This window comes from Arthrobacter sp. TJ-238, assembly GCF_058269215.1.
In genome coordinates this window covers 32,946-56,936 of the sequence record NZ_JBZCNH010000006.1, presented here as the reverse complement: position 1 = coordinate 56,936, position 23,991 = coordinate 32,946, and the positions used below count along the sequence as shown (strand labels likewise).

General features: G+C 68.8%; 22 protein-coding genes and 1 tRNA gene. 11 read left to right on the top strand and 12 right to left on the bottom strand.

Going from position 1 to position 23,991, the window contains the following annotated elements; translation table 11 throughout:
- Positions 1-9: 9 nt before the first annotated feature.
- Complete coding sequence (gene epsC, locus AC4D2O_RS13660; protein WP_490907898.1) at positions 10-597, top strand: serine O-acetyltransferase EpsC; 588 nt, start codon at positions 10-12, stop codon at positions 595-597.
- 85 nt (positions 598-682) lie between these two features.
- On the opposite strand, the gene gnd is transcribed toward epsC, so the two are convergent.
- Complete coding sequence (gene gnd / locus AC4D2O_RS13655) at positions 683-2,122, bottom strand: NADP-dependent phosphogluconate dehydrogenase (protein ID WP_490907897.1); 1,440 nt, start codon at positions 2,120-2,122, stop codon at positions 683-685.
- 243 nt (positions 2,123-2,365) lie between these two features.
- Here gnd and rlmN point away from each other — a divergent pair, with 243 nt between their 5' ends.
- Both rlmN and AC4D2O_RS13645 read left to right on the top strand, forming a co-directional pair.
- Positions 2,366-3,592: a dual-specificity RNA methyltransferase RlmN gene (rlmN, locus tag AC4D2O_RS13650; RefSeq protein ID WP_490907896.1), complete on the top strand. Its 1,227-nt coding sequence runs from the start codon at positions 2,366-2,368 to the stop codon at positions 3,590-3,592.
- A 98-nt stretch (positions 3,593-3,690) separates the two neighbouring features.
- Positions 3,691-3,766: transfer RNA gene (locus tag AC4D2O_RS13645), tRNA-Val, on the top strand.
- Positions 3,767-4,352: 586 nt separating this feature from the next.
- On the opposite strand, the gene AC4D2O_RS13640 is transcribed toward AC4D2O_RS13645, so the two are convergent.
- Positions 4,353-5,012 carry a serine O-acetyltransferase gene (locus tag AC4D2O_RS13640; protein WP_490907895.1) on the bottom strand — a complete coding sequence of 220 codons (660 nt, stop codon included), beginning with the start codon at positions 5,010-5,012 and terminating at the stop codon, positions 4,353-4,355.
- Between the two features lie 127 nt (positions 5,013-5,139).
- On the opposite strand from AC4D2O_RS13640, the gene AC4D2O_RS13635 reads away from it, so the two are divergent.
- Positions 5,140-5,331, top strand: a complete 192-nt coding sequence (locus tag AC4D2O_RS13635; RefSeq protein WP_490907894.1) for a hypothetical protein — start codon at positions 5,140-5,142, stop codon at positions 5,329-5,331.
- A 727-nt stretch (positions 5,332-6,058) separates the two neighbouring features.
- Here the strand turns inward: AC4D2O_RS13635 and AC4D2O_RS13630 are convergent.
- From AC4D2O_RS13630 to AC4D2O_RS13615, 4 genes are all read right to left on the bottom strand, one after another.
- Entirely contained in the window at positions 6,059-6,961 is a 903-nt protein-coding gene (locus tag AC4D2O_RS13630; protein ID WP_490907893.1) for a hypothetical protein, read from the bottom strand.
- 764 nt (positions 6,962-7,725) lie between these two features.
- Positions 7,726-8,640 carry an NAD-dependent protein deacetylase gene (locus tag AC4D2O_RS13625; RefSeq protein ID WP_490908148.1) on the bottom strand — a complete coding sequence of 305 codons (915 nt, stop codon included), beginning with the start codon at positions 8,638-8,640 and terminating at the stop codon, positions 7,726-7,728.
- A gap of 62 nt (positions 8,641-8,702) precedes the next feature.
- Positions 8,703-9,167, bottom strand: a complete 465-nt coding sequence (locus tag AC4D2O_RS13620) for a redoxin domain-containing protein (RefSeq protein WP_490907892.1) — start codon at positions 9,165-9,167, stop codon at positions 8,703-8,705.
- Positions 9,168-9,170: 3 nt separating this feature from the next.
- The gene (locus tag AC4D2O_RS13615) at positions 9,171-9,590 is read right to left on the bottom strand and encodes a DUF3052 domain-containing protein (RefSeq protein WP_334210221.1); all 420 of its coding nucleotides are present in this window, start codon (positions 9,588-9,590) and stop codon (positions 9,171-9,173) included.
- A gap of 341 nt (positions 9,591-9,931) precedes the next feature.
- Between AC4D2O_RS13615 and aceE the strand changes: the two genes are divergently transcribed.
- The 6 genes from aceE to fabF all read left to right on the top strand — a co-directional run bounded on the left by aceE (position 9,932) and on the right by fabF (position 17,803).
- Positions 9,932-12,685 carry a pyruvate dehydrogenase (acetyl-transferring), homodimeric type gene (gene aceE, locus AC4D2O_RS13610; protein WP_490907891.1) on the top strand — a complete coding sequence of 918 codons (2,754 nt, stop codon included), beginning with the start codon at positions 9,932-9,934 and terminating at the stop codon, positions 12,683-12,685.
- A 170-nt stretch (positions 12,686-12,855) separates the two neighbouring features.
- Complete coding sequence (locus AC4D2O_RS13605) at positions 12,856-14,034, top strand: PucR family transcriptional regulator (RefSeq protein ID WP_490908147.1); 1,179 nt, start codon at positions 12,856-12,858, stop codon at positions 14,032-14,034.
- Positions 14,035-14,112: 78 nt separating this feature from the next.
- Positions 14,113-15,078, top strand: a complete 966-nt coding sequence (locus tag AC4D2O_RS13600) for an ACP S-malonyltransferase (RefSeq protein WP_490907890.1) — start codon at positions 14,113-14,115, stop codon at positions 15,076-15,078.
- A 2-nt stretch (positions 15,079-15,080) separates the two neighbouring features.
- On the top strand, positions 15,081-16,133 hold the full coding sequence (locus tag AC4D2O_RS13595) for a beta-ketoacyl-ACP synthase III (RefSeq protein ID WP_490908146.1): 1,053 nt from the start codon (positions 15,081-15,083) through the stop codon (positions 16,131-16,133).
- 76 nt (positions 16,134-16,209) lie between these two features.
- Positions 16,210-16,455 carry an acyl carrier protein gene (locus AC4D2O_RS13590; RefSeq protein WP_026552001.1) on the top strand — a complete coding sequence of 82 codons (246 nt, stop codon included), beginning with the start codon at positions 16,210-16,212 and terminating at the stop codon, positions 16,453-16,455.
- 112 nt (positions 16,456-16,567) lie between these two features.
- Entirely contained in the window at positions 16,568-17,803 is a 1,236-nt protein-coding gene (gene fabF / locus AC4D2O_RS13585) for a beta-ketoacyl-ACP synthase II (protein WP_490907889.1), read from the top strand.
- A 101-nt stretch (positions 17,804-17,904) separates the two neighbouring features.
- Here fabF and AC4D2O_RS13580 read toward each other — a convergent pair whose 3' ends face one another.
- The 6 genes from AC4D2O_RS13580 to AC4D2O_RS13555 all read right to left on the bottom strand — a co-directional run bounded on the left by AC4D2O_RS13580 (position 17,905) and on the right by AC4D2O_RS13555 (position 23,483).
- A complete protein-coding gene (locus tag AC4D2O_RS13580) occupies positions 17,905-18,408 on the bottom strand; it encodes a DUF3145 domain-containing protein (protein ID WP_490907888.1) in 504 nt (167 codons plus the stop codon).
- Positions 18,409-18,625: 217 nt separating this feature from the next.
- Positions 18,626-19,558, bottom strand: coding sequence for a tyrosine recombinase XerC (locus AC4D2O_RS13575; RefSeq protein WP_490907887.1), 933 nt, complete (start codon positions 19,556-19,558; stop codon positions 18,626-18,628).
- A 75-nt stretch (positions 19,559-19,633) separates the two neighbouring features.
- Entirely contained in the window at positions 19,634-20,302 is a 669-nt protein-coding gene (locus AC4D2O_RS13570; RefSeq protein ID WP_490907886.1) for a methylated-DNA--[protein]-cysteine S-methyltransferase, read from the bottom strand.
- A gap of 96 nt (positions 20,303-20,398) precedes the next feature.
- Positions 20,399-21,595, bottom strand: a complete 1,197-nt coding sequence (gene dprA / locus AC4D2O_RS13565; RefSeq protein ID WP_490907885.1) for a DNA-processing protein DprA — start codon at positions 21,593-21,595, stop codon at positions 20,399-20,401.
- Entirely contained in the window at positions 21,592-23,127 is a 1,536-nt protein-coding gene (locus AC4D2O_RS13560; protein WP_490907884.1) for a YifB family Mg chelatase-like AAA ATPase, read from the bottom strand. The genes dprA and AC4D2O_RS13560 overlap by 4 nt, the downstream gene beginning before the upstream one ends.
- Positions 23,127-23,483, bottom strand: a complete 357-nt coding sequence (locus AC4D2O_RS13555; RefSeq protein ID WP_490907883.1) for a YraN family protein — start codon at positions 23,481-23,483, stop codon at positions 23,127-23,129. The genes AC4D2O_RS13560 and AC4D2O_RS13555 overlap by 1 nt, the downstream gene beginning before the upstream one ends.
- A 197-nt stretch (positions 23,484-23,680) precedes the next feature.
- Here AC4D2O_RS13555 and AC4D2O_RS13550 point away from each other — a divergent pair, with 197 nt between their 5' ends.
- Positions 23,681-23,983 (top strand): hypothetical protein, encoded by a 303-nt coding sequence (locus tag AC4D2O_RS13550; RefSeq protein ID WP_490907882.1) that lies wholly within the window; start codon positions 23,681-23,683, stop codon positions 23,981-23,983.
- Positions 23,984-23,991: the final 8 nt, after the last annotated feature.

Genomic DNA, 23,991 nt, shown 5'->3' with positions numbered 1-23,991 from the left:
GGGTAGCCGGTGAGCTTCCTAGAACGACTGCGCGAGGACCTCGAGACCGCGCGCACGCATGATCCGGCTGCCCGTGGGTCCCTCGAGAACACCGTCGTGTACTCCGGGCTGCACGCCATCTGGGTGCACCGGCTTACCCATCGCATGTGGCGGGACGAGCGGCTGCGCTTCCCGGCGCGGGTACTGTCGCAGCTCGCGCGGGCCCTGACGGGGATCGAGATCCACCCGGCGGCGACCATCGGGCGCAGGTTCTTCATCGACCACGGCATGGGGATCGTGATCGGCGGCACCGCGGAGATCGGCGACGACGTCATGCTGTACCAGGGGGTGACGCTCGGGGGACGTTCACTGGAGAAGGTGAAGCGCCACCCCACGATCGGTGACCGGGTGACCATCGGGGCGGGCGCCAAGGTGCTCGGACCCATCACCATCGGCGCGGGGAGCGCTGTCGGCGCGAACGCCGTCGTGGTGAAGGACACGCCGCCCGACTCGATCGTCACCGGCATCCCGGCCACGTTCCGGCACCGCGACTCGCGCCGCGAGACGCAGCCCGCGGTCGATCCCGCGGAGTACGTGGATCCGGCCCTCTACATCTAGGCACGCCACCCATCAGGCCTCGTACGACGGAAGCCCCGGACCACGGTCCGGGGCTTCCGTCGTACGCGCCGGCGGTGGAGGACCGTCAGTGCGTGTCGACGGCGCTGATCTCGGACCTGTCCTCGCCCCACAGGGTGTGGAACGTGCCCTCGGTGTCCACGCGGTTGTAGGTGTGGGCGCCGAACAGATCGCGGAGACCCTGGGTCAGGGCGGCGGGCAGGCGCTTGCGGCGCAGGCCGTCGTAGTAGGCCAGCGACGCCGAGAACACCGGCACCGGGATGCCCAGCTGGACGGCGGTCGCCACCACGCGGCGCCAGGCCGGGACCGCGCCCGCGATCGCCTCGGCGAAGGCCGGGGCCAGCAGGAGGTTCGCGGGACGCTCGTCGGCCACGGCGTACGCCTTCATGATGTCGTCGAGCAGCTCGGCCCGGATGATGCAGCCGGCACGCCACAGCGACGCGATCTCGTCCAGCTTCAGTTCCCAGCCGTACTCCTTCGCCGCGGCTGTGAGCATGTCGATGCCCTGCGCGTAGCTGACGAGCTTCGAGGCGTAGAGCGCGAGCCGCACGTCCTCCACGAAGGTGTCCGGGAGGTCGACGGTCCCCTCGTGTCCCTGCAGGATGTCCTGGGCCTGGAGGCGCTGCTCGAGCTGCGAGGACAGGGCGCGCGCGAACACGGATTCGGCGATGCCCGACGTCGGGCTGCCCAGTTCCAGCGCGGACACCACGGTCCAGCGGCCGGTCCCCTTCTGGCCGGCCGCATCGACGACGACGTCGACGAAGGGCTTGCCCGTGCGTCCGTCGGTGTGCGCGAGGACCTCGGCGGTGATCTCGATCAGGAAGGAGGACAGTGTGCCGCTGTTCCAGTCCGTGAAGATCTTCGCCTGGTCCGCCGGTTCGATCCCGGCGCCCGAGCGGAGGAGGTCGAACGCCTCACCGATGACCTGCATGTCCGCGTACTCGATGCCGTTGTGCACCATCTTCACGAAGTGGCCTGCGCCGTCCGTGCCGATCCAGCGGCAGCACGGCTCGCCGTTGTACTTCGCGGAGATCTTCTCGAGCATCGGCCCGAGGGAGTCGTAGGACTCCCGCGAGCCACCGGGCATGATCGACGGGCCCAGCAGCGCGCCCTCCTCGCCGCCCGACACGCCGACACCGACGAAGTGCAGGTCGTGCTGCGACAGCGCCGCCTCCCGGCGGCGCGTGTCCTCGTAGTGGGAGTTGCCGCCGTCGATCACGATGTCGCCGGGTTCGAGCAGCGGGGTGAGCTGGCCGATCACCGAGTCCACCGGCTCGCCGGCCTTGACCATGATGAGCACGCGGCGGGGCTTCTCGAGGGAGTCGACGAGCTCCTGCAGGGTCTCGGTGCGAATGAACTCGCCGTCCTCGCCGTGCTTCTGCAGCAGCGCGTCCGTCTTCTCCACGGACCTGTTGTGCAGGGCCACGGTGTAGCCGTTGCGCGCGAGGTTCCGTGCGAGGTTCGCTCCCATGACTGCCAGGCCCGTGACGCCGATCTGTGCGCTCAATGTCTTCTCCGTCGTTAGTCAGCTGGATGCAGGACGCTGCATCGGCCGGTGCATCAGCCGGCATCCGGGGCGTTCCCCCGCCGGCCGCCCGGTCGCTTTCACACTATTACCGTGCCGGCACTGCCCGCCAGACGCGCCGCCTCACGCCGCGTTTTGTGTCGTGGTCGGCTCCCGCGGATAGCGTGTCCGACGCGACAGGTCCCCGGCTGGGACGCTGGCGCCATCCGTGAAACAATGATAAGGATGTCCGACGTTACGGTAACCCCCGCCCTTGCCCCCACCGCTTCCGCGCGCCCCCAGGTGCGGCCCGAAGTGGAGGGCGCGCAGCCGATCGTCTCGAGCGACGGTCGGCCCCTGCTGCAGTTCAAGTCCCCGAGGGTCAGCCAGCCGCCCGTGCACCTCGCGGACCTCACGCTCGCCGAACGCCAGGAACGCCTGAAGGAGTCGGGCCACCAGGGCTTCCGCGCGAAGCAGCTGTCCACGCACTACTTCACGCACTTCACCACGGACCCTGCCGCGATGAGCGACCTCCCGAAGGCGGGGCGCGAGGAGCTGGTCTCGGCGATGTTCCCGCCGCTGCTCACCGAGGTGAAGCGCCTGACCACGGACAACGGCGACACCATCAAGTTCCTGTGGCGCCTGTTCGACGGCGCCCTCGTGGAGTCCGTCCTCATGCGCTACCCCGGGCGTGTGACCCTCTGCGTGTCCTCCCAGGCGGGCTGCGGCATGAACTGCCCGTTCTGCGCCACGGGCCAGGCCGGGCTGACCCGCAACATGTCGACGGCGGAGATCGTCGACCAGGTGGTCGCCGCGAACCGCGCCCTCGCCGAGGGTGCCCTCGGCGACCTGCGCACGGACGGCGGGCACGACGCCCACCGCGTGACGAACATCGTCTTCATGGGCATGGGTGAGCCGCTGGCCAACTACAAGCGCGTCATGGCCGCCCTGCACCGCTTCGTCGACGACTCCCCCGAAGGCCTCGGCATGTCGGCCCGCAACATCACGGTCTCCACCGTGGGACTCGTGCCGGCCATCAACAAGCTCGCGGCCGAGTCGCTGCCGGTCACCTTCGCGCTCTCCCTCCACGCGCCCGACGACGAGCTCCGCGACGAGCTCATCCCCGTCAACACGCGGTGGAAGGTGGACGAGGCCCTCGACGCCGCCTACAACTACTACCGCACCACGGGCCGGCGCGTGAGCATCGAGTACGCGCTGATCAAGGACATGAACGACCATGCCTGGCGCGCCGACCTGCTGGCGAAGAAGCTGAACCAGCGCGGGCGCGGCTGGGTGCACGTCAACCCGATCCCGCTGAACCCCACGCCCGGCTCCATCTGGACGGCATCCGAGAAGAGCGTGTCGACCGAGTTCATCAACCGCCTCCGCGCCGCCGGCATCCCGACCACGCTGCGGGACACCCGCGGCAAGGAGATCGACGGCGCCTGCGGACAGCTCGCCGCCGGCGAGTAGCAGGCGGCCGGATTGGCGGAACACCGCAGCCGGCCGGTATAGTCGTCCCTCGTGATGCAGCCGTCCGGCAGGTGCCGGAACGGCGGATCGCAGGACGAGGGTCTTTAGCTCAGCTGGTAGAGCGCCACGTTTACACCGTGGATGTCATCGGTTCGATCCCGGTAGGACCCACCACGAGAAACCCCGCCATTCCCAGGCTGCAGGCCGCGAGATGGCGGGGTTTTCTGGTGTTTAGCTGTTCCTCATCACTGAAGGGGCCTGCCTCGTAGCGGCGATCGTTGGGTGGGAAGCAGCCGCCCGGGCGGGCCTTCTCCTCTCCATCGTCACTACGCCGTGCTGGGCGGGCGAATTCTTTGTATTCGTCCACGGCGCACTTCCACTGGGGACACCGGCGCATTGATCTGGACCGCGGTCTTCCTCAAGGATGCGTCCATACTCCGCCAACCGCTCCGCAATCCATATCAATCGCTGATCCAGAAGGTGACGGTCGATTTGACGCGGCGCAACAACTAGGGGACACACATGCATCGGCCGTACACCAAGCGTGGGAGGATACGGAACCCAATTCATCGCCAGCCCTCTCAACCTTCCGGTTGGCTCCGCGGTCTCCTAATGACCTTTGGTGGCCCGCACCGCGCCTGTCATCCTGGCCCCCGTCAGCGCTATCGCGTCGACGATCACCGTTGCCAAAAAATCGGCATTGCCTACCACGCTTAGGTGCGCAACCGAGACCCCCCGTTCAATAGCCGGGGGTGAGCGCTCAGGAACGGGCAGCGACGGCAGACGGGTCTTCGACGTGGGATCCGAAGAACTGCAGAAATTCGGAGTCGGGTAGCTTGCGTACTGCCAGGTACGTCTGCTTGTAGTGGATCGCGCTGTCTGCCGTGACCTGCCCAATCTGCTTTGCGGGCAGGCCGGCGACGATTCCGCCAGCAGGGACGTCCCGTGTCACCACAGCATTCGCCCCAACGATGGCGAAAGCTCCGATGGTCACACCACCGAGGACTTTGGCGCCCGTCGCGATGTACGCGTACGGGTCCACTCTTGGAACGTTCACCGGCCGCCCAGTGACCGCGCTCAAACGCGTCGGCTTCTGCTTGCCACCCAGGGTCACGTTCGAGCCAATCACCACGCCGTCGCCGATCTCACAAAGCGGGTGAATAATCACGCCCATCCCGCCGTACCCGAACTGCACGTTCTCACCCATCTGGAGCTGGGTGGGGATGTAGCTGTTGTGCAGGATCTTGATCAATGACTCACAGCGCTTAACGCGGTCCTCGTTTCCGGCTGCCTTATACCGCTGCGCCGATTTCCAGATTCGGTAGGCGCTCGGCAGGTCGATCGGCATGTTCTCGAGCTCGTCTAACCACGGGTCGACTTGCTTGTCCCAGCCGTACTGGGCAACGAATTCAAGATCCATCCGACAAGGTTATCGGGTGGGAACTCTCTACACGTGCGCGCCCTCGTACCTGCGAGCCCTGGCCCGCCATCGGCGCGCCACCAAACGAACAGTCCCTGAAAGGGGCGCTCACGACACTGATCCAACCTTGGCCGCAACTGGAATGGCAACGGGTCAAAGACCTCGAGCGGAAAGCATCATCTTCTTCGCCTACCTGCTTATCGCGATCACCGGCCTCGTGACCCGGATCCTCGCCGTGCTCGCCGCGATCGAGTGGACCCGATCGCACCTGTCGCTGCTGTCCCCCGACGTTGACGCACCCGGACGCCACGAAGCCTGACTTCGCGCCCCATCCTCCTCGCGAGGGTGGGGCGCTTCCTCCATTGACGGCAGCTACGGCTGGTTCTGCCAACCGTCCTCGCCGATAGCCCGCGGTAGCGAAAGCAGAAGCAAGGAGAGCAACTTCGGGTGGAGTTCTCCCCAGTGGGGAGAAGGGAGGCAAGCCTCGGCAGGGGGGACAGCTTCCATCATGGGTCGAGACCAATCATGCGCGGGGAAGAATGAGACAGACAACGGCTCTGAATGCCGCTGCAGGAAGCATAGGGCCGCTGAGCCAACTCCACTAGTGCTTTGACCGTGTCGTGCCCCGGCCCCCGGCCCCTACGCCCCTAGCACCTAGCCCCCTAGTCCCTACCGTCGTCCGCAGGCGAAACAGCCGCGGCACGGGACCGCACGCACTCCGACCACGGAGAACATAGCGCCAATCCGGGTAGACCTCATCTACACCGACGGCCGCCCGCAGACGATGAAGGCTTAGCGATTGCATGGACGAACAGCCTCGTCCTCGGCCAGCGAATGGAGTTCAGGGTCGCCCGCGAGGCATGGGTGGAGGCGCATGTCGTCACGCAGCGAATGATCGAGGACCGCCGACCGCACCGCGACGACTAGATCTAAGTCCGTCAGGGATCCCCTGGGCCGGCGACCGAACCTACGCCGATACCCAGGAGTGAGACTCCCTCGTAAGGGAGCCGGGGACTCTCGCTCCTCGGCTTCGGGCTACTGTGCCTTCAGCGCCGCACCGAGAAAGCAGCGTCTGAGGAGTCCGAAAGAGCGGGTGCACCAAGTTCTGGCGCTTGGATCACCTCGGACCAGGGACCAGGGGTCGACGTCAGGAACGAAGCGACTCGCTCGAGGTAGTCGTCGGGCACGGGCACGTGACCGGGCCCCCAGTCCTCCGTAAGGACACGGATGCTGGCGTCCTGAGGCAGAGTGCCGATGAAGGGCTCCATGTGCTGCCAGTGGTGCTCGTCGGCAGAGTTCTGGATGTACAAGAGGTTGTTCGGCACGGACCCCGCGTAATGCTCAATGAGATTGCCGCACAGGTCCGCGTCGAACAGCTGCCTGTAGTCGTCCGCATTCGTCAAGCCGTGTGCGTACCGAGCGTAGGCACGCTGGTGTGGGATCGGGGTTTGCCTGAGGTCGGTCTGCGGGTTCATCGCCACTGCCAACGATCCGGGGAAAAGCCTCGAGTAGTACAGGGCGGCGAACCCTCCGATAGAGGGACCCCAGAATACGGTCCGCGTTCCACCGGCGGCAGCGATGAGCTTGGCCAGGATCGGAGGGAGAAGCGATTGCAGGTTCATCCCCTTGACACCGGCGTAGCAGCCGAACCGAAGCTCGGCGGAGACGGCGGGATCCGACACGAAGATCCGATTTGGCTGGCCCTGGGCAGTCACGATGCCGCCTGAGAAGAAGGGCAGCACTACATCTCGAGAGGCGACTGCCGCATTGAAGATGACGTAAGTGGTGTCGTTACCAGTCGGCTGGTAGAGAATGTCGATGGGAACCTGGTCCTCGATGGTGAGGATCCCGCGAAGCGGCTCGTCCGCGGACAGAAATTCCTCGACTGACGTGTACTGCTGGTGTTTGTATCGCGGTCGAGACTGAATGCGGCGCTCCGTTGTTCCCATTTCCGAACCTTATCGCAGAGAATCCCTTACCTGACGGAGCCACGAGCGACCTCCTACGGGGCCTGACACCTATCGGCGAACGCACCTCCTATTTGGGCGGGCCCTAGCGCCGTCCTACAGCCATAGCGGATGCAGGATCGGGAGCCCAGCATTTGGGGTGCCCACCTCGCGACAGAGGTCGCTATCGCTTTCAAATGAGCACAGCAAGACGGCGGATAAGAACAGCGAGGAGGAGACATGCCCCACAGAGAGCAGTAGCGCGAGCCACGGTGACGGAGAACGCGCTTCGGTTCCCTACCCGAGGCGTCGAACCGCCACGGTCAGAGCAATCCTGAAAGCGCTCACGATGGTTGCCGCTGTGCGCCACCGTGCCCCGTTCATCCCGTCAGCTTGGGTGAACCACGTCAGCTACTCGCGGAGCGCTTCCCGTCCGGGACTCGGAAGCGCCTGAGCGCCCGACGCGGCCCCTGGTCCTCACAGGACCTGCCCGGCATGGAGCAGTCGAATGACTGTTGAAGGCGAGGCCCAAGCCTCGAGCGCCCCGCTCAGGCGGTCTGTTTCTCCGGCAGCGCAGCGCATGCCGTATCACCCGCGGCCGTTTCCCGGCAGTCCTCACAGAAGACCTGCTCTGCGATCTCACCACAGCACTGACACCGATGCTCCGTGTAACCCATGAATCAACGGTAGGGGCGGGAGCAAAGGCCATGGCAAGTACCGGATACCTGTCTTGCAACGTCGAAAGCAAGTAGTGAGGCTGAGCACCATCACTTCGGAGGCACGTTCGTTGCCTCGGCGCGCGGCAGGTCAGGCAGCTGCCGCGCGAGGTAGTCCAGGGCCTCCGAGACGCCGGCCTCGATCTTCAGGGAGGCGAACTCGTCCCCCCGCGTGTGCCCGCGGTTGATGATCACCACGGGCTTGCCGGCCTTGAAGGCGTGACGCACGAAGCGCAGCCCGCTCATGACGGTCAGGGAGGACCCGGCCACGAGGAGGGCGCCGGCGTCGTCCACCATCGCGTAGGCGTCCGCGACGCGCGCCTTGGGCACGTTCTCGCCGAAGTAGACGAAGTCGGGTTTGAGCATCCCGCCGCAGACCGGACAGGGCGCCATCAAGAAGTCGCCCGTGTCGTCGACGTCGGCGTCCGCGTCGGGCGCGACGTCCCCGGCATCCGATTCGCGTTCGAGGTACCCCGGGTTGAGCTCCTCGAGGATCTCGGCGATCCGCGACCGAGGGAAGGTGGACGCGCACTGCAGGCACACCACGCGGTCGAAGGTGCCATGCAGGTCGACGACATTCACGCTGCCGGCCGAGGAATGCAGTTTGTCCACGTTCTGGGTGATGAGGCCGGAGAGCAGGTTGCGCTGCTCCAGCAGCGCCACGGCCGCGTGGCCCGCATTCGGGTCCGCCCGTCGGAGATGCCGCCAGCCCACGTGGTTGCGCGCCCAGTAGCGGCGTCGGAGCGCCTCGTCCCCGACGAACTGCTGGTACGTCATGGGACTGCGCGGCACCGATCCGGGTCCGCGGTAGTCGGGGATCCCGGAGTCGGTGCTGAGGCCGGCGCCGGTCAGCACGGCGAGCCGGTGGCCGGCCAGCAGCGCGACGGCCCGGTCGAGCAGCCGACGCTCCTCGGGCTCCAGCTCGGCGAGGCCATGCGCGGGAGCGGCGCTCACGAATCCCGTCAGGCCGAGCCTCGGGTTGTCGGCGGGTCCGGCCGGATCGTCCGGGCCCTGACCCGGCCGGTCGGTCACAGCGCGGCTTCGACCGAGCTCAGCGCGCGGGCGTAGTCGGCGATGGGCCGCCCCTGCCCGTGGGAAGAGGACACGACGGCGCGGACCGTCCCGGAGCCGTCCAGGACGTAGCTGACGCGCTCGGCGTAGCCGCGGTCGTCGTCGAACGCGCCGTACGCGCGGGTGACGGCGCCGTGCGGCCAGAAGTCGGCCAGCAGGTCGAAGGAGATGTCGTTCGCGTCGGCGAAGGCGCGCAGCGTGTACTTGTGGTCCACCGAGACCGCCACCAGCGTGACGCCCGCGGCGTCGAAGAGGTCGAGATTGTCCCGCAGCTGGCCGAGCTCGTCGGTGCACACCCGCGAGAACGCGAACGGGAAGAAGACGACCACCGCCCCGCCGACCAGGGAGCTGCTCTCGACGGTCTCGCCGAACTGGTTCGCCAGCGAGAAGTCCGGGGCGACCGCCCCTACGTCCAGTGCCAAGGCCTACTGCTTCCGGCGGCTGACGAGTCGCGTCGCGGACCATTCACGGGAGACACCGGCCGACGACGTGGAGTGCAGGCCGGCGGTTGGAGCGGCTTCCTGCACATCGGCAGGAGAGACGTAGCCCGGCCGGCCGGACTTCGGGGTGAGCAGCCAGACGACGCCCGCGGCGCCGAGGGAGGTCAGGGCATCCACGAGGGCGTCGACGAGGTCTCCGTCACCGTTCCGCCACCACAGGATGACGCCGTCCACGACATCCTGGTCGTCCTCCGTGAGCAGTTCGGACCCGATGCCCTCCTCGAGCTGCTCGCGGAAGTCGAAGTCGACGTCGTCGTCGTAGCCGAGTTCCTGGACAAGGTCACCGTCTTTGAAACCCAACTTGCCTGCCACGTTGACCGCAGTGGCGGCTTCAGCCTCGCTCACTTAGCTCCTCCTGAAAAAACGGGACTGTCGGGTGAACGGCCCTCGTATGGATGTACATGGCTACCAGCCAACACCTTTATACGCCAAGCATCAAGCCAGCCGGCCGATTTGGACTCCCCGCGGCCCGTTACCCGCGCGGCGGGACGGAGTGTGTGCAAGCCCTCGGCGTAATCTGCCCCGAGACCCTGATCCTGCTACGCACGGACCGCGTGGCGGCGATAGAGTGATGCGGTATATGGCCGCGGTGCTAGCGCCGGGCCAGCATCTCTGCGCGGGCCGAACGAGCCGTGCGCAGGCATTAAGCGACACGGACACGATCCGTGGAAGTGGAGAGATATCGCGTGGCTGCAGAACAAGGTACGGCGGATATTCTGAGCGGTCTGACCGTCGGCAAGCCCGACGGGGATCCCGAGGAGACCGCGGAGTGGATCGAATCCCTCGACCAGCTTATTCGCACCCAGGGCACCGAGCGCGCGCAGTACATCATGCGTTCGCTCCTGCAGCGTGCCGGTGCGCAGTCCGTGGGCGTGCCCATGGTCACGACGACGGACTACGTCAACACCATCCCGGCGGATCAGGAACCCGAGTTCCCCGGCGACGAGGAGATCGAACGCAAGTACCGCGCGTGGTTGCGCTGGAACGCGGCCGTCATGGTGCACCGCGCCCAGCGGCCCGAGATCGGCGTCGGCGGTCACATCTCGACCTACGCCGGTGCCGCCACCCTGTACGAGGTGGGCTTCAACCACTTCTTCAAGGGCAAGGACCACCCCAGCGGCGGTGACCAGGTGTTCTTCCAGGGTCACGCCTCCCCCGGCATGTACGCGCGGGCGTACCTTGAGGGCCGCCTCACCGAAGAGGACCTGGACGGATTCCGGCAGGAGAAGTCGAAGGAGGGGCACGCGCTGTCCTCCTACCCGCACCCCCGCCTGATGCCCGACTTCTGGGAGTTCCCCACCGTGTCCATGGGCATCGGCCCCATGAACGCCATCTACCAGGCGCAGTCCAACCGCTACCTGCACAACCGCGGTTTCAAGGACACCTCCGACCAGCAGGTCTGGGCCTTCCTCGGCGACGGCGAGATGGACGAGCCCGAGTCGCGCGGCCTGCTCCAGCTCGCGGCGAACGAGAAGCTGGACAACCTGAACTTCGTGATCAACTGCAACCTGCAGCGGCTCGACGGGCCGGTGCGTGGCAACGGCAAGATCATGCAGGAGCTCGAGGCGTTCTTCCGTGGCGCGGGCTGGAACGTCATCAAGGTGGTCTGGGGGCGCGAGTGGGACTCGCTGCTCGCCAAGGACACGGACGGCGCGCTGGTCGACATCATGAACCAGACGCCCGACGGCGACTACCAGACGTACAAGGCCGAGTCGGGTGGATTCGTCCGCGACCACTTCTTCGGGAAGTCGCCGGAGACCAAGGCGATGGTCGAGGACCTCTCCGACGACGAGATCTGGAAGCTCAAGCGCGGCGGCCACGACTACCGCAAGGTCTACGCGGCCTACAAGGCGGCCACGGAGTTCAAGGGCAAGCCCACCGTCATCCTCGCGAAGACCGTCAAGGGCTACGGCCTCGGCCCGCACTTCGAGGGGCGCAACGCGACGCACCAGATGAAGAAGCTGACCAACGCCGACCTGAAGGCGTTCCGCGACCACCTGCGCATCCCCGTCACCGACGAGCAGATCGACGACGACCTCTACAACGCGCCGTACTACCACCCGGGCGCCGACGCACCCGAGATCAAGTACCTCATGGAGCGTCGCCGCGAACTCGGCGGTTTCGTGCCCGAGCGGCGCACCAAGCACGCCGACGTCGTCCTGCCGGGCGACAAAGCGTACGAGATGGCCAAGCGCGGGTCCGGGAAGCAGATGGCCGCCACCACCATGGCGTTCGTCCGCATCCTCAAGGACATCATGCGGGACAAGGAGTTCGGCCGGCGGATCGCGCCGATCATCCCCGACGAGGCGCGCACGTTCGGCATGGACTCGTTCTTCCCCACGGCGAAGATCTACAACCCGAACGGCCAGAACTACCTGTCCGTGGACCGCGACCTGGTCCTCGCGTACAAGGAATCCATCGAGGGCCAGATCCTGCACGCGGGTATCAACGAGGCCGGATCCATGGCCGCCTTCACCGCCGCGGGCACGGCCTACGCCACCCAGGGTGAGCCGCTCATCCCGATCTACGTGTTCTACTCGATGTTCGGCTTCCAGCGCACGGGCGACTCCATCTGGGCCGCGGCCGATCAGATGGCCCGCGGGTTCATCATCGGCGCGACCGCCGGTCGCACCACGCTGACCGGTGAAGGATTGCAGCACGCGGACGGGCACTCGCCCATCCTCGCGTCGACGAACCCCGCCGTGATCACCTACGACCCCGCTTTCGGCTACGAGATCGGGCACATCATGCGCGACGGTCTCCACCGGATGTACGGGGACATCGGCGACAAGCCGGAGTCCTTCCGCAACGTCATGTACTACATCACCGTGTACAACGAGCCGTTCGTCCAGCCCGCGGAGCCGGAGGAACTGGACGTCGAAGGGCTGCTGAAGGGTATCTACCTGCTCAAGCCCGCCAAGGTCGACGGTCCCCGCACCCAGCTGCTCGCCTCCGGCGTGGCGGTCCCCTGGGCCCTCGAGGCGCAGAAGATCCTCGCGAAGGACTGGGGTGTCTCGGCCGACGTGTGGTCCGTGACGTCCTGGAACGAGCTGCGCCGCGACGGCCTCGCCGCCGAGGAGGAGGCCTTCCTCAACCCCGGCGCGGACGCGCGCAAGCCGTTCATCACGCAGCAGCTCGAGGGTGCGACGGGCCCCATCGTCGCGGTCTCGGACTTCATGAAGGCCGTGCCCGACCAGATCCGCCAGTTCCTGCCCAACGAGTTCGCGACGCTCGGGGCCGACGGCTTCGGCTTCTCCGACACGCGGGCGGCAGCGCGCCGGTTCTTCAAGATCGACAGCCACTCCGTCGTCGTCCGCGCGCTGGAGATGCTCGCCCGCCGCGGGGAGGTCGACGCGAACGCTCCCAAGGAAGCGATCGAGAAGTACCGCCTGCTCGACGTGAACGCCGGGACCACCGGCAACGCCGGCGGCGACTCCTAGCGTCCACGCCTCATCGGAGGGCGACGGCGGGAGCAGCCCAGTGCTGCTCCCGCCGTCGCCCTTTTTTGTAGCTCCTCCACAAATGGGAGCCTGGGACTTGGAGACCGTATGCTCGGAGCATGCCGCAGCCCGAAGATGTCCCCGGTAGCACCCGGACTGCCCCGGGCGCCATGAACGCGGGGGCCGCTCCCGCGGACCCCGCCACCGTCGAGAAGCTGCGGGCCACGATCGGCTCCCTCTCCACGGCGACCCTGAAGCAGCTCGACACGGATCTGCCGTGGTACCGCGGCCTGCGCGCCGATGAGCGATCCGCCCTCGGCATGGTGGCCCAGAAGGGCATCGCGTCCTTCGTCAACTGGTACCAGAAGCCCGTCTCCCCCGCCTGGGTGCTCAGCGACGTGTTCGGCACCGCGCCCACCGAACTCACTCGCTCCATCAGCCTGCAGAAGGCCCTGCAGCTCATCCGCGTGGTGGTGCAGGTGGTCGAGGACCATGTGCCTTTCCTCGCCCCCGCCGCCGATCAGGGGCCCCTCCGCGAGGCCGTGCTGCGCTACTCGCGCGAGGTGGCCTTCGCTGCCGCGGACGTCTATGCGCGCGCCGCCGAGACCCGTGGATCGTGGGACACCCGCCTCGAGGCCCTCGTCGTCGACGCGATCCTGCGCGGCGAGAGCTCGGACGCGCTCCGCTCGCGCATCGCCGCGGTCGGCTGGACATCGCAGGCGCGCATCACGGTCATGGTGGGCAGCGCGCCCCAGGAGCCGGACGCCGGCTTCCTCAACGAGCTGCGGCGCGTCACGGGCCGCCTGGCGGAGGACGTGCTGGTCGGGATCCAGGGCGAACGGCTCATCCTCGTGCTGGGCGGCGTGAAGGATCCGGCCAAGGCCTACCCGCGGATCACCGAGCTGTTCGGTGCCGGCGCCGTCGTCCTCGGTCCGGAGTCGGATTCGCTCGTCGAGGCGAGCACGTCGGCGCAGGCCGCCTTCGCAGGGCTCACCGTCGCCCGCGCCTGGCCCGGGGCGCCCCGGCCGGTCTCCTCGGAGGACCTGTGGCCCGAGCGCGTGATGTCCGGCGACGACACCGCACGGCGCGCCCTGGTCCGGACCATCTACCGGCCGCTGCTCGCGGCGTCGAACGGCCTGGAGCAGACACTGTCCGCGTACCTCTCCCTCGGGCATTCCCTGGAGGCCACGTCCAGGGCCCTCTTCGTCCATGCCAACACCGTCCGGTACAGGCTCCGCCGCGTCTGCGACGTGACCGGCTGGGACCCTTTGATCGCGCGCGAGGCCTTCGTGCTGCAGACCGCGCTGGTGGTCGGGCGCCTCTCGGCCGCTCCACCCGATGACTTGTAGACTTCCTACAACACGGCACAGCCAGCTTGGTTCAGCCGAACACCCGATAATCCCTCACCGATTTGGAAAGCTGGAACAGTGCTTGCAATCGCCTGCCCCGGACAGGGCTCACAGACCCCGGGCTTCCTGAGTCCATGGCTCGAGCTACCCGGGGTGCGGGAGCATCTGGAAGAGCTCAGCGACCGCGCGGGCACCGACCTCGTGCGGCACGGCACGGTCTCCGACGAGGAGACCATCAAGGACACCGCGGTCGCCCAGCCGCTCATCGTCGCCGCCGGGCTCGTGACGGCCCGGGTGCTCCTCGACTGGTCCGCGCTCACCGCGGCCACCGTCGTCGCCGGCCACTCGGTCGGCGAGCTCACGGCATCCGCGCTGGCCGGAGCACTCACCGAGGACGACGCGGTCGCCTTCGTCCGCGTGCGCGCCACGGCGATGGCCGAGGCTGCCGCTGCCCGCCCCACCGGCATGAGCGCCGTCCTCGGCGGTGACGCAGACGAGGTGACGGAGCGGCTCGCCGAGCTGGGCCTCACCGCGGCGAACGCGAACGGCGGCGGCCAGGTGGTGGCTGCGGGAACGCTCGAGCAGCTGGCCGGACTCGCGGCGAACCCCCCGGCCAAGGCGCGCGTCATCGCCCTGAAGGTAGCCGGGGCCTTCCACACGGACCACATGTCGCCGGCCGTCACCGCACTCGAGGCACTGCGGCCCTCGCTCTCCCCCTCGGATCCGGTGGCGACCCTCATGTCCAACTTCGACGGTCGTCCCGTCGCCACCGGCGGGGGCAACCTGGACAGCCTGATCGCGCAGGTCTCCCGCCCGGTCCGCTGGGACCTCTGCATGGAGTCGATGCAGGCCATGGGCGTCACGGGCATGCTCGAGCTGTCCCCCGCCGGGACCCTGACCGGGCTGGCGAAGCGCGGAATGCGCGGCACGGCGACCCTCGCCGTAAAATCGCCGGAGGACCTGGATGCCGCCCGCAGCTTCATCGAGGAGCACTCGCGGACCACGGACCTCGATCCGACCCTTACCTCCGAAGGACCCCAGTGAGCATCACCGCCATCAAGCAAGCCCCCCTCCGCGAGCACACGCGCATCCTCGGCGTCGGTGCGTACCGGCCCGAGGTGATCGTCACCAACGACGACGTCTGCCAGTGGATCGACTCCTCCGACGAGTGGATCCGCCAGCGCACCGGCATCGTCACGCGACACCGTGCACCCCGTGACGTGAGCGTCATCGACATGGCGGAGGCGGCCTCCCGGGAGGCGCTCGCCTCCTCCGGCATCGACGCGTCCCAGATCGGCGCCGTCCTCGTCTCGACCGTGACCCACCCCTACGCCACCCCTTCGGCGGCCGCGCAGCTGGCCGACCGGCTCGGTGCCACCCCGGCGCCCGCCTACGACATCTCCGCCGCCTGTGCCGGCTACTGCTACGGCATCGCCCAGGGCGACGCCCTGGTGCACGCCGGTACGGCCGAGTACGTGCTAGTCGTCGGCGTGGAGAAGCTGTCGGACTTCATCGACAACTCCGACCGCACCATCTCCTTCCTCCTCGGTGACGGCGCCGGCGCCGTGGTGATCGGCCCCGGCGACGCCGCGGGTATCGGCCCGTCCGTCTGGGGCTCCGACGGGAGCAAGCACGAGGCGATCCGCATGACCCGATCCCTGCTGGACGTGCGCGACTACGCGGCCGGCGTGGTGGCCACGGACGCCGAAGCCGCGGAGGACGGCGCCGAGGGCGAGAGCCTGTGGCCGACCATGCGCCAGGACGGTCCCTCGGTCTTCCGCTGGGCCGTGTGGGAGATGGCGAAGGTCGCCCAGCAAGCGCTCGACGCGGCCGGCGTCACCGCCGACGACCTGGCGGTGTTCCTCCCCCATCAGGCCAACATCCGTATCATCGATGAGATGGTGAAGCAGCTGAACCTGCCCGAGCACGTCTATGTCGCACGGGACATCGTGGATGCCGGCAACACCTCCGCCGCCTCGATCCCCCTGGCCATGCACCGGACCCTGAAGGAACAGCCGGAGCTCAGCGGCAAGCTGGCCCTGCAGATCGGATTCGGCGCGGGCCTCGTGTTCGGCGCGCAGGTCGTCGTCCTCCCCTAGTTTCCAAGCCCAGACCGTGACAGTGCGGTCTGACCAACCCCGCCGGTGCTCCGGCGACAATAGAAAAGGAGCCATCATGGCTAGCAACGAAGAAATCCTGGCCGGCCTCGCCGAGATCGTCAACGAGGAGACGGGCCTGGCCCCCGAGTCCGTCGAGATGGACAAGTCCTTCACCGACGACCTCGACATCGACTCCATCTCGATGATGACGATCGTCGTCAACGCCGAAGAGAAGTTCGGGGTACGCATCCCCGATGAAGAGGTCAAGAACCTGAAGACCGTCGGCGACGCCGTCACCTTCATCTCGGGCGCGCAGGCCTAGTCCCTGCGCTTCCCGGTGTTGCGGCCGCTCCCGGCGTTCCCGCCGTGGGCGGCCGCACCCATCCCTCCGCTCCGGTGCTGCCGGCGCAGGCCCTAGCTTCGAAAGAGTGACCATGCCACGCAAAGTCGTCATCACCGGACTCGGTGCAACCACCCCGATCGGCGGGGACGTGCCCACCATGTGGGCCAACTCCCTCAAAGGAGTCTCCGGCGCGCGGACCATCGAGGCGGACTGGGTTGCCCAGTACGAGTTGCCGGTGACCTTCGCAGCCCAGATCGCCACCCCCGCATCGGAGGTCCTCTCCCGGGTGGAGGCGAAGCGCATGGACCCCTCCACGCAGTTCGCCGTCGTCGCGGCCCGTGAGGCCTGGCGGGACTCCGGTATCGAGGAGGTCGACAAGGACCGCCTCGCAGTGGCCTTCGCCACCGGCATCGGCGGGGTGTGGACCCTGCTCGACGCCTGGGACACCCTGCGCGAGAAGGGCCCCCGCCGGGTGCTCCCCATGACCGTGCCGATGCTGATGCCCAACGGACCCGCCGCCGCCGTGAGCCTGGACCTCGGTGCTCGCGCGGGAGCGCACACGCCGGTGTCGGCCTGTGCGTCCGGCACGGAGGCCGTGCATCAGGGACTCGAGCTGATCCGCTCCGGTAAGGCGGACGTGGTGGTGTGCGGCGGCGCCGAGGCGGCGATCCACCCGATGCCCATCGCGGCTTTCGCGTCCATGCAGGCACTGTCGCGGCGGAACGACGAACCGGAACTCGCCTCGCGCCCCTACGACACGGGCCGCGACGGATTCGTCATGGGTGAGGGCGCCGGAGCACTCGTCATCGAGGCCGAGGAGCACGCCCTGGCGCGCGGTGCGCGGATCTACGCCGAGCTCGGTGGCACGTCGGTCACCGCCGACGCGTACCACATCACCGCGCCCGACCCGCAGGGCCTCGGCGCCACCCGTGCGCTCAAGGCGGCGCTGTTCGACGCACGGGCGCAGGCGGAGGACGTGGTGCACGTCAACGCCCATGCCACCTCCACCCCGGTCGGCGACAAGCCCGAGTACACAGCCCTGAAGGCGGCGCTCGGCGCCCACATCGACCAGGTGGCGGTGTCGGCGACGAAGTCCCAGACGGGTCACCTCCTCGGTGCCTCGGGCGCGGTCGAGGCCGTCATGACGGTGCTCGCGATCCACGAGCGGAAGGCGCCGGTGACGATCAACCTCGACAACCAGGATCCCGAGATCCCGCTCGACGTCGTGACGGCACCGCGCGACCTGCCCTCGGGCGACATCGTGGCGCTGAGCAACTCGTTCGGTTTCGGCGGCCACAACGCGGTCATCGTGCTCCGCAGCGTCTGACCGCCGTCCTCTGCACGTAAGAAGGGCGCCACCGCAGGTGGCGCCCTTCTTGCGTGCTCCGTACGGGTGGTAAGCCCGCGTCGTGGACTGTGGCGGGTGGGTCAGCCGACCTGGTGGAGCCAGCGCACGGGAGCCCCCTCGGCGGCGTACCGGAAGGGTTCGAGCTCCTCGTCCCAGGACTCCCCCAGCGCCAGGGACAGCTCGTGGTAGACCGCTGCCGGGTCACCGGCTCCCGCCTCGTAGGCGTACCGGATGCGGTCCTCGGTCACCATGATGTTGCCGTGGACGTCCGTGGTGGCGTGGAAGATGCCGAGCTCCGGCGTGTGCGACCAGCGGCCGCCGTCGGCACCGGCGCTCTGCTCCTCGGTGACCTCGTAGCGGAGGTGGGCCCAGCCGCGGAGGGCGGAGGCGAGCTGTGCCCCGGTACCCTGCGGACCGACCCAGGACAGCTCTGCACGGAGCATTCCGGGCGCGGCAGGTTGCGCCGTCCACTCCATGTCGAGTCGCTTGTCCAGCACGGAGCCGACAGCCCACTCGACATGAGGGCACAACGCAGTAGGGGCCGAGTGCACGTACAAGACACCGCGCGCCATCACAACAGACATTCCATCCTCCATAGCTGTAGGTACGTCTTCCCCAACGACCTTCAACGGATGATGCAATGCGCAATGACCGGCAACTTCACGAGACCCACCCGCGCACGGAGTGCGGGTTCGACCGAACTACTGCTCATTGTGCCGGACGGACGTGAATTTCGCCACTATGCGCGGCGGCCGCCCTGCCGACGTCCACAGGTTCCGCGCGCGGCAGGCAACCGGTGCTTCAGGCGCGCGGGTGGGCCTGCTCGTAGCTACGCCGGAGACGGTCCACGGACACGTGCGTGTAGAGCTGTGTCGTGGCGAGGCTCGAGTGCCCGAGCAGCTCCTGCACCGCCCTCAGGTCCGCGCCGCCGTCGAGCAGGTGCGTGGCGGCGGTGTGCCGGAGCGCGTGCGGGCCACGCGCTGCCGTGTCCCCGAGGGCGTCCAGTGCCTCTTTGACCTGGGTGCGGACGGCGCGCTGGTCGATGCGCCCGCCGCGGCGGCCCAGGAACAGCGCCGGCCCGCTCTTCTCCGTGACCCATCGTGGGCGGCCGCGTCGGACCCAGTCGTCGAGGGCGTGGGCGGCCGGCACACCGTAGGGGACGGTGCGCTCCTTCGAGCCCTTGCCCAGCACGAGGAGCGTGCGCCGCTCCGTGTCGACGTCGTCGAGGTCGAGGCCCACCAGCTCCCCGACCCGCACGCCCGTGGCGTAGAGTACCTCCACCATAGCCCGCCGCTGGAGTTCGTGCGGGTCGCCCTCGACGGACCGGTCGTCGAGGTCCTCGAACAGGGACCCGGCCTGCGGCCCGCTGAGAACCGCAGGGAGGGACCTGCTGCGCTTGGGTGAGCGCAGGCGCAGGGCCGGATTGGCCGGGATCAGCTCCTCGCGGACGGCCCAGTCCATGAAGGACCGGACCGAGGCTGCCCGGCGTGCGATGGTGGCGCGGGACATGCCGGCAGCGTCCAGCGCTCCGAGCCATGCCCGGAAGTGGCTGAGTTCGAGTTCGCTCAGCGCCGTGACCCCGGACTGCGCCGCGTGGGCGAAGAAGAGTTCCAGGTCCGTGCGGTAGGCCCGGACCGTGTGCGCCGAGCGGTTACGCTCCCGCGTCAGGTACAGCTCGAAGCCCCGGGCCGCCGCCGTCAGTGCCTGCCCTCGTCCTGCGTCCTCGTGTGTCATCGTCCCTCCGGTACCAGTATCGCCGCCCGCGCCCGGCTCGGAGCGTCGACAGGCCCGGAGCGTCGGCTGGCCGCCTCAACCGGTGACCTGGGAGTGCGAGGCCCCCGGGCCGGCCTCCAGCTCCAGCAGGGCCGTCTTCGTTCCGGTGCCTGCCGCGTAGCCGATGACGGCCCCGCCGCTGCTCACGACGCGGTGCCCGGGGACGATGATGGAGACGGGATTGGCCCGCACGGCCGCCCCGATCGCCCGCCCCATCCGGGGGTTGCCGAGGTCACCGGCGATGTCGCGGTAGCTGCGGCGCTGCCCGTAGGGGATGCACTGCACTTCGGCCCAGACGGATCGCTGGAAGTCGGTGCCGTGCAGGTCGACGGGCACAGCAAACCCGTGCCGGAGGCCGGCGAAGTACTCCCCCAGTTCCACCTCCACCTGATGCAGGAGGGCCAGCGTCGGTTCCGGTGTCGGAGGACCCCACATGCCGACGGCGTCGGCAGCGACGTCTGGGTCGGCAGCGCCATCGGTGACGGCACCGGCATCGGTGTACACCGGGTCGCCGCGCTCCGGGGTACCGGCGGGGCCGCCGGGTACGCGCCGGCCGAGGAGCCCCGGTGGAGGTTCCGGCGTATGGTCGGCGTGATAGAGACCGACGATCGCGGTCAGGCCGGCGACGATGCGCAGCACCCCGACGGGTGTGGACATCTCGGCGTGCCATCGCTCGTCCTCGGCGGCGGGGTTACTACGGGTCACGACATCCTCCTGGTGTGATTCACGGGTCGGGCCTCGGGACCCGTGCCCGTTGGCTCTGCTGGCCCGATGGCTCTGCTGGCTCTGTTGGCTCTGCTGTCAGTCCCTCTGGCGGCGCCAGCCGCCCGCCGCCCTGACGGCGAGACCGGCCAGTTCGAGGCGGGCCAGTCCGCCGATGACCTGGCGTGGGGACAGGCCGGCGACGGCCGACAGTTTGTCGACGGTCGTCGAGGCGTGCAGAGGCAGGCCATCCAGTAGCAGCAGGTCGGGGACCGTCAGCCCGTCCTGCGCGCGCAGCTCTTCGGCGTCCGCCCTGCTCCGATCCCCCGACGGTTCGCTGCCGAACGGCCCGGCGAGTTCCGCGACGTCCGCGGCATCCGTGACGCACACCGCACTTCCGTCCCGAAGCAGCCGATGGCACCCTGCCGAGTTCGCCGAGTGGACGGAACCTGGCACAGCGCCGACGGGACGCCCCAGCCCGGCCGCGTGGTGCGCGGTGTTCAGGGCGCCGGATCGCCAGCGGGCCTCGACGACCACCGTGACGGCGCTCAGGGCGGCGATCAGCCGGTTCCGCTGGAGGAACCGGTATCGCGTGGGCGAGCTGCCGGGCGGCACCTCGGAGATCAGCAGTCCCCTGCCCGCGATGGTTCTCAGGAGCTCCTCGTTGCCGGCGGGGTAGTACCTGTCCACGCCACAGGCCAGCAGGGCGATGGTGGGAGGGACATCACTCTCCTGGGACGAGGCGAGAGCCGCCCGATGGGCCTGGGCGTCGATACCGTAGGCTCCTCCCGAGATCACCGAGTAACCACGCAGGGCGAGACCGGCCGCGAGTTCCGTGGTCACCGATGCCCCGTAGGCGGTGCTGTCCCTCGATCCGACGATCGCGGCGATGCGGGCCTGCGCCGGGATGTGCGTCCGGCCCCTCACCCACAGGCACAGGGGTCGGGCGAGTTGCAGGTCGTCCAGCGCATCCGGCCACTCCCCCGTCTCGGGCGTGACGAGCCTGCCGCCGAGTCTTTCCAGGGTGGCGAGGTCCCGCTCGGGCGCGAGATCCTGCAGCCGCGGACCCCAGCGGGCCAGACCGTCCTTCAGCGGATCCCGGGGGCCGTCGGGCAGGTCGAGGGCGTCCCTCAGGAAGCGCCGGTCGGCCGAACCCGCATCGACCTCACCGCGGATGATGCGCAGGGCATCGACCGGGCCCACGACCGCCACCAGTGCCATGCCGACCGTGTCCGACGGTTCGAACAGCCGCGAGAGCGCGGCCCGGGCGAGCCTGTCGCCTACCGCCTGGCTCACACCGCACGCTCCTGGATGCGGAAGGCCAGGGCTGTGACGACGTCGTCCGTGTCCGGCCGTGCCCTGCCGGCGAGATCGGCGATCGTCCACGCCACGCGGAGCACCCTGTCCCAGCCCCTCGCGCTGACGAGGTTCCTGTCCAGCGCCGCGTCGAGGGACGCCGTCACGGTCCGCGGGAGGGCGAGCTCACCCCGCAGGACACGCCCCTGGACCTCCGCGTTCGAGGCGTAGTCCCAACGCCGGAGCCTGTCCCGCTGGGCGGCGCGCGCGTCGGCAACCCGGGTGGCGACGATGGCGGAGGCCTCCGCGCTCCGGGTATCCGTATAGTCCGCGAGGCTCACCCTCTGCACGGCCAGCTGCAGGTCGACGCGATCCAGCAGGGGTCCCGACAGGCGGTTGAAGTACCTCCGGCGCTGTTGCGCCGTGCACATGCAGTCGATCCCCTTGCCGCTGGCCAGCCCGCAGGGACAGGGGTTGAGCGCCAGGACGAGCTGGAACCGTGCGGGGTAGGACGCCGTCCCCGACGCGCGGTGGAGGACGAGGCGACCGCTTTCGAGCGGCTCCCGCAGCGCCTCGAGGACGCGGCGCTCGTACTCGGGTGCCTCGTCGAGGAAGAGAATGCCCCGATGGGCTCTCGACGCCGCGCCGGGCCTCGGGATACCGCTGCCCCCACCGATGATCGACGCGGGCGTCGCCGTGTGGTGAGGGCTCTCGAACGGCGGTTTCCGGACGAGTTCCGTACAGTGCCGGTCACCGCTGAGGCTGTGGATCGCCGTCACCTCCATCGCCTGCTCGTCCTCGAGGTCGGGCAGGATGCCGGGGAGGCGCTCCGCGAGCATCGTCTTGCCGGAGCCGGGTGGTCCGACCATGAGCAGGTGATGGGAACCTGCAGCCGCGATCTCGAGGGCGAAGCGGGCCTCCTGCTGCCCTGCGATGTCCGAGAGGTCCTTCAGGGGTTCGGACGGCACCACTGCGGGGCCGGGACCGCTGCGGCCCACCGGGTCCGGCAGGCGCACCTGCGCAGCGTCCGCGCCGAAGGCGAGGGCCACCTCGGCCAGGGTCCGGAAGGAACGGACCTCGGCCGACGGTACCAGCGCGGCCTCGGCGGCGTTCTCCACCGCCACCACGACGCCCCGGTGTCCGGCGTGCACGGCCGCCATCACCGCCGGCAGCACGCCGCGCACGGGCCGGAGTTGCCCGTCGAGGCCCAGCTCCGCGAGGAAGACCGTGGTGCCGCAGCCGCGCACATCCCCCGCTGCCGACAGCGCCGACATGACGATGGCGAGGTCGAAAGCGGATCCGCGCTTGGGCAGGGACGCAGGGATGAGATTCACCGTGATCTTGCGCCGGCTCAGCGGGACGCCTGCGTTGCGCGCCGCCGCCCGGATGCGGTCCTTGGCCTCGTTGAGCGACGCGTCGGGCAGGCCGAGCAGCACGAAGGCCGGCAGGGTCTGCCCGATGTCCGCCTCGACCTCGATGACGTGCCCGTTCATCCCGACGAGGGACACCGCGTACGTGCGTCCGAGCGCCATCAGATCAGGGCCCGGACATGCTCGATGCGCGGGGTCCCGGAGCCGTCGTCGAGCACCCCGACGGCGTCGATCCGGAACCCGCTGAACCTCAGGCTGTGAGCCCGCGCCCACTTGGACGCCAGCAGGTACAGCCGCTCGAGCTTGGCCGCGGTGATGGATTCCAGCGGCTGCCCGAAATCGTCCGAGCTCCGGGTCTTCACCTCGACGATCACGAGCGTGGATCCATCGACCGCCACGAGGTCGATCTCCCCCACCGGACACCGCCAGTTGCGGTCCACGATCTTCAGTCCCGCCTGTTGCAGATAGGCGGCGGCCGTCGCTTCCCCGCGACGGCCCAGTTGATCCTTGGCCAGCATGGGCCTCACCTCCTCCACCAGACTCCGGGACCCGGCGAGGGCGCATGTCAGCGGGGACGGCTATGTGGACAACCCCGGGGGCCGGGCTGACGCGAGAGGACGACGACCGGAGAAACCTGTGGCATCCGACCTCTCCTACCTCGTACCGTGGTGGGGCGACGCCGCGGTGGCGCCGGTACGAGCCGAAGGAGGACACGATGGCGGCAGAGGATCTCACAGCCGGCGGGAGCGAGGCCGATCGGCAGGAGCAGGGCGTCCCCGATCAGGCGGCCGACACGGCGCCCGGCGGGACGATCGCGGGCGCAGGGACGGGCGGGTCCGAGGCCGACCTGCAGGAGCAGGCCGCGTCCGTCCAGGGCGAGACCGGGTCCGGCGAAGGGATCGCCGGCGAGGGAACGGGCGGATCCGAGGCCGACCGGCTCGAGCAGGCCGCGGACGTGCCGCTCGACGGCGACGACGCCTTCCCGCATGGCGGGACGGACGACAGCCCGACCGCCTGACGGCGGAG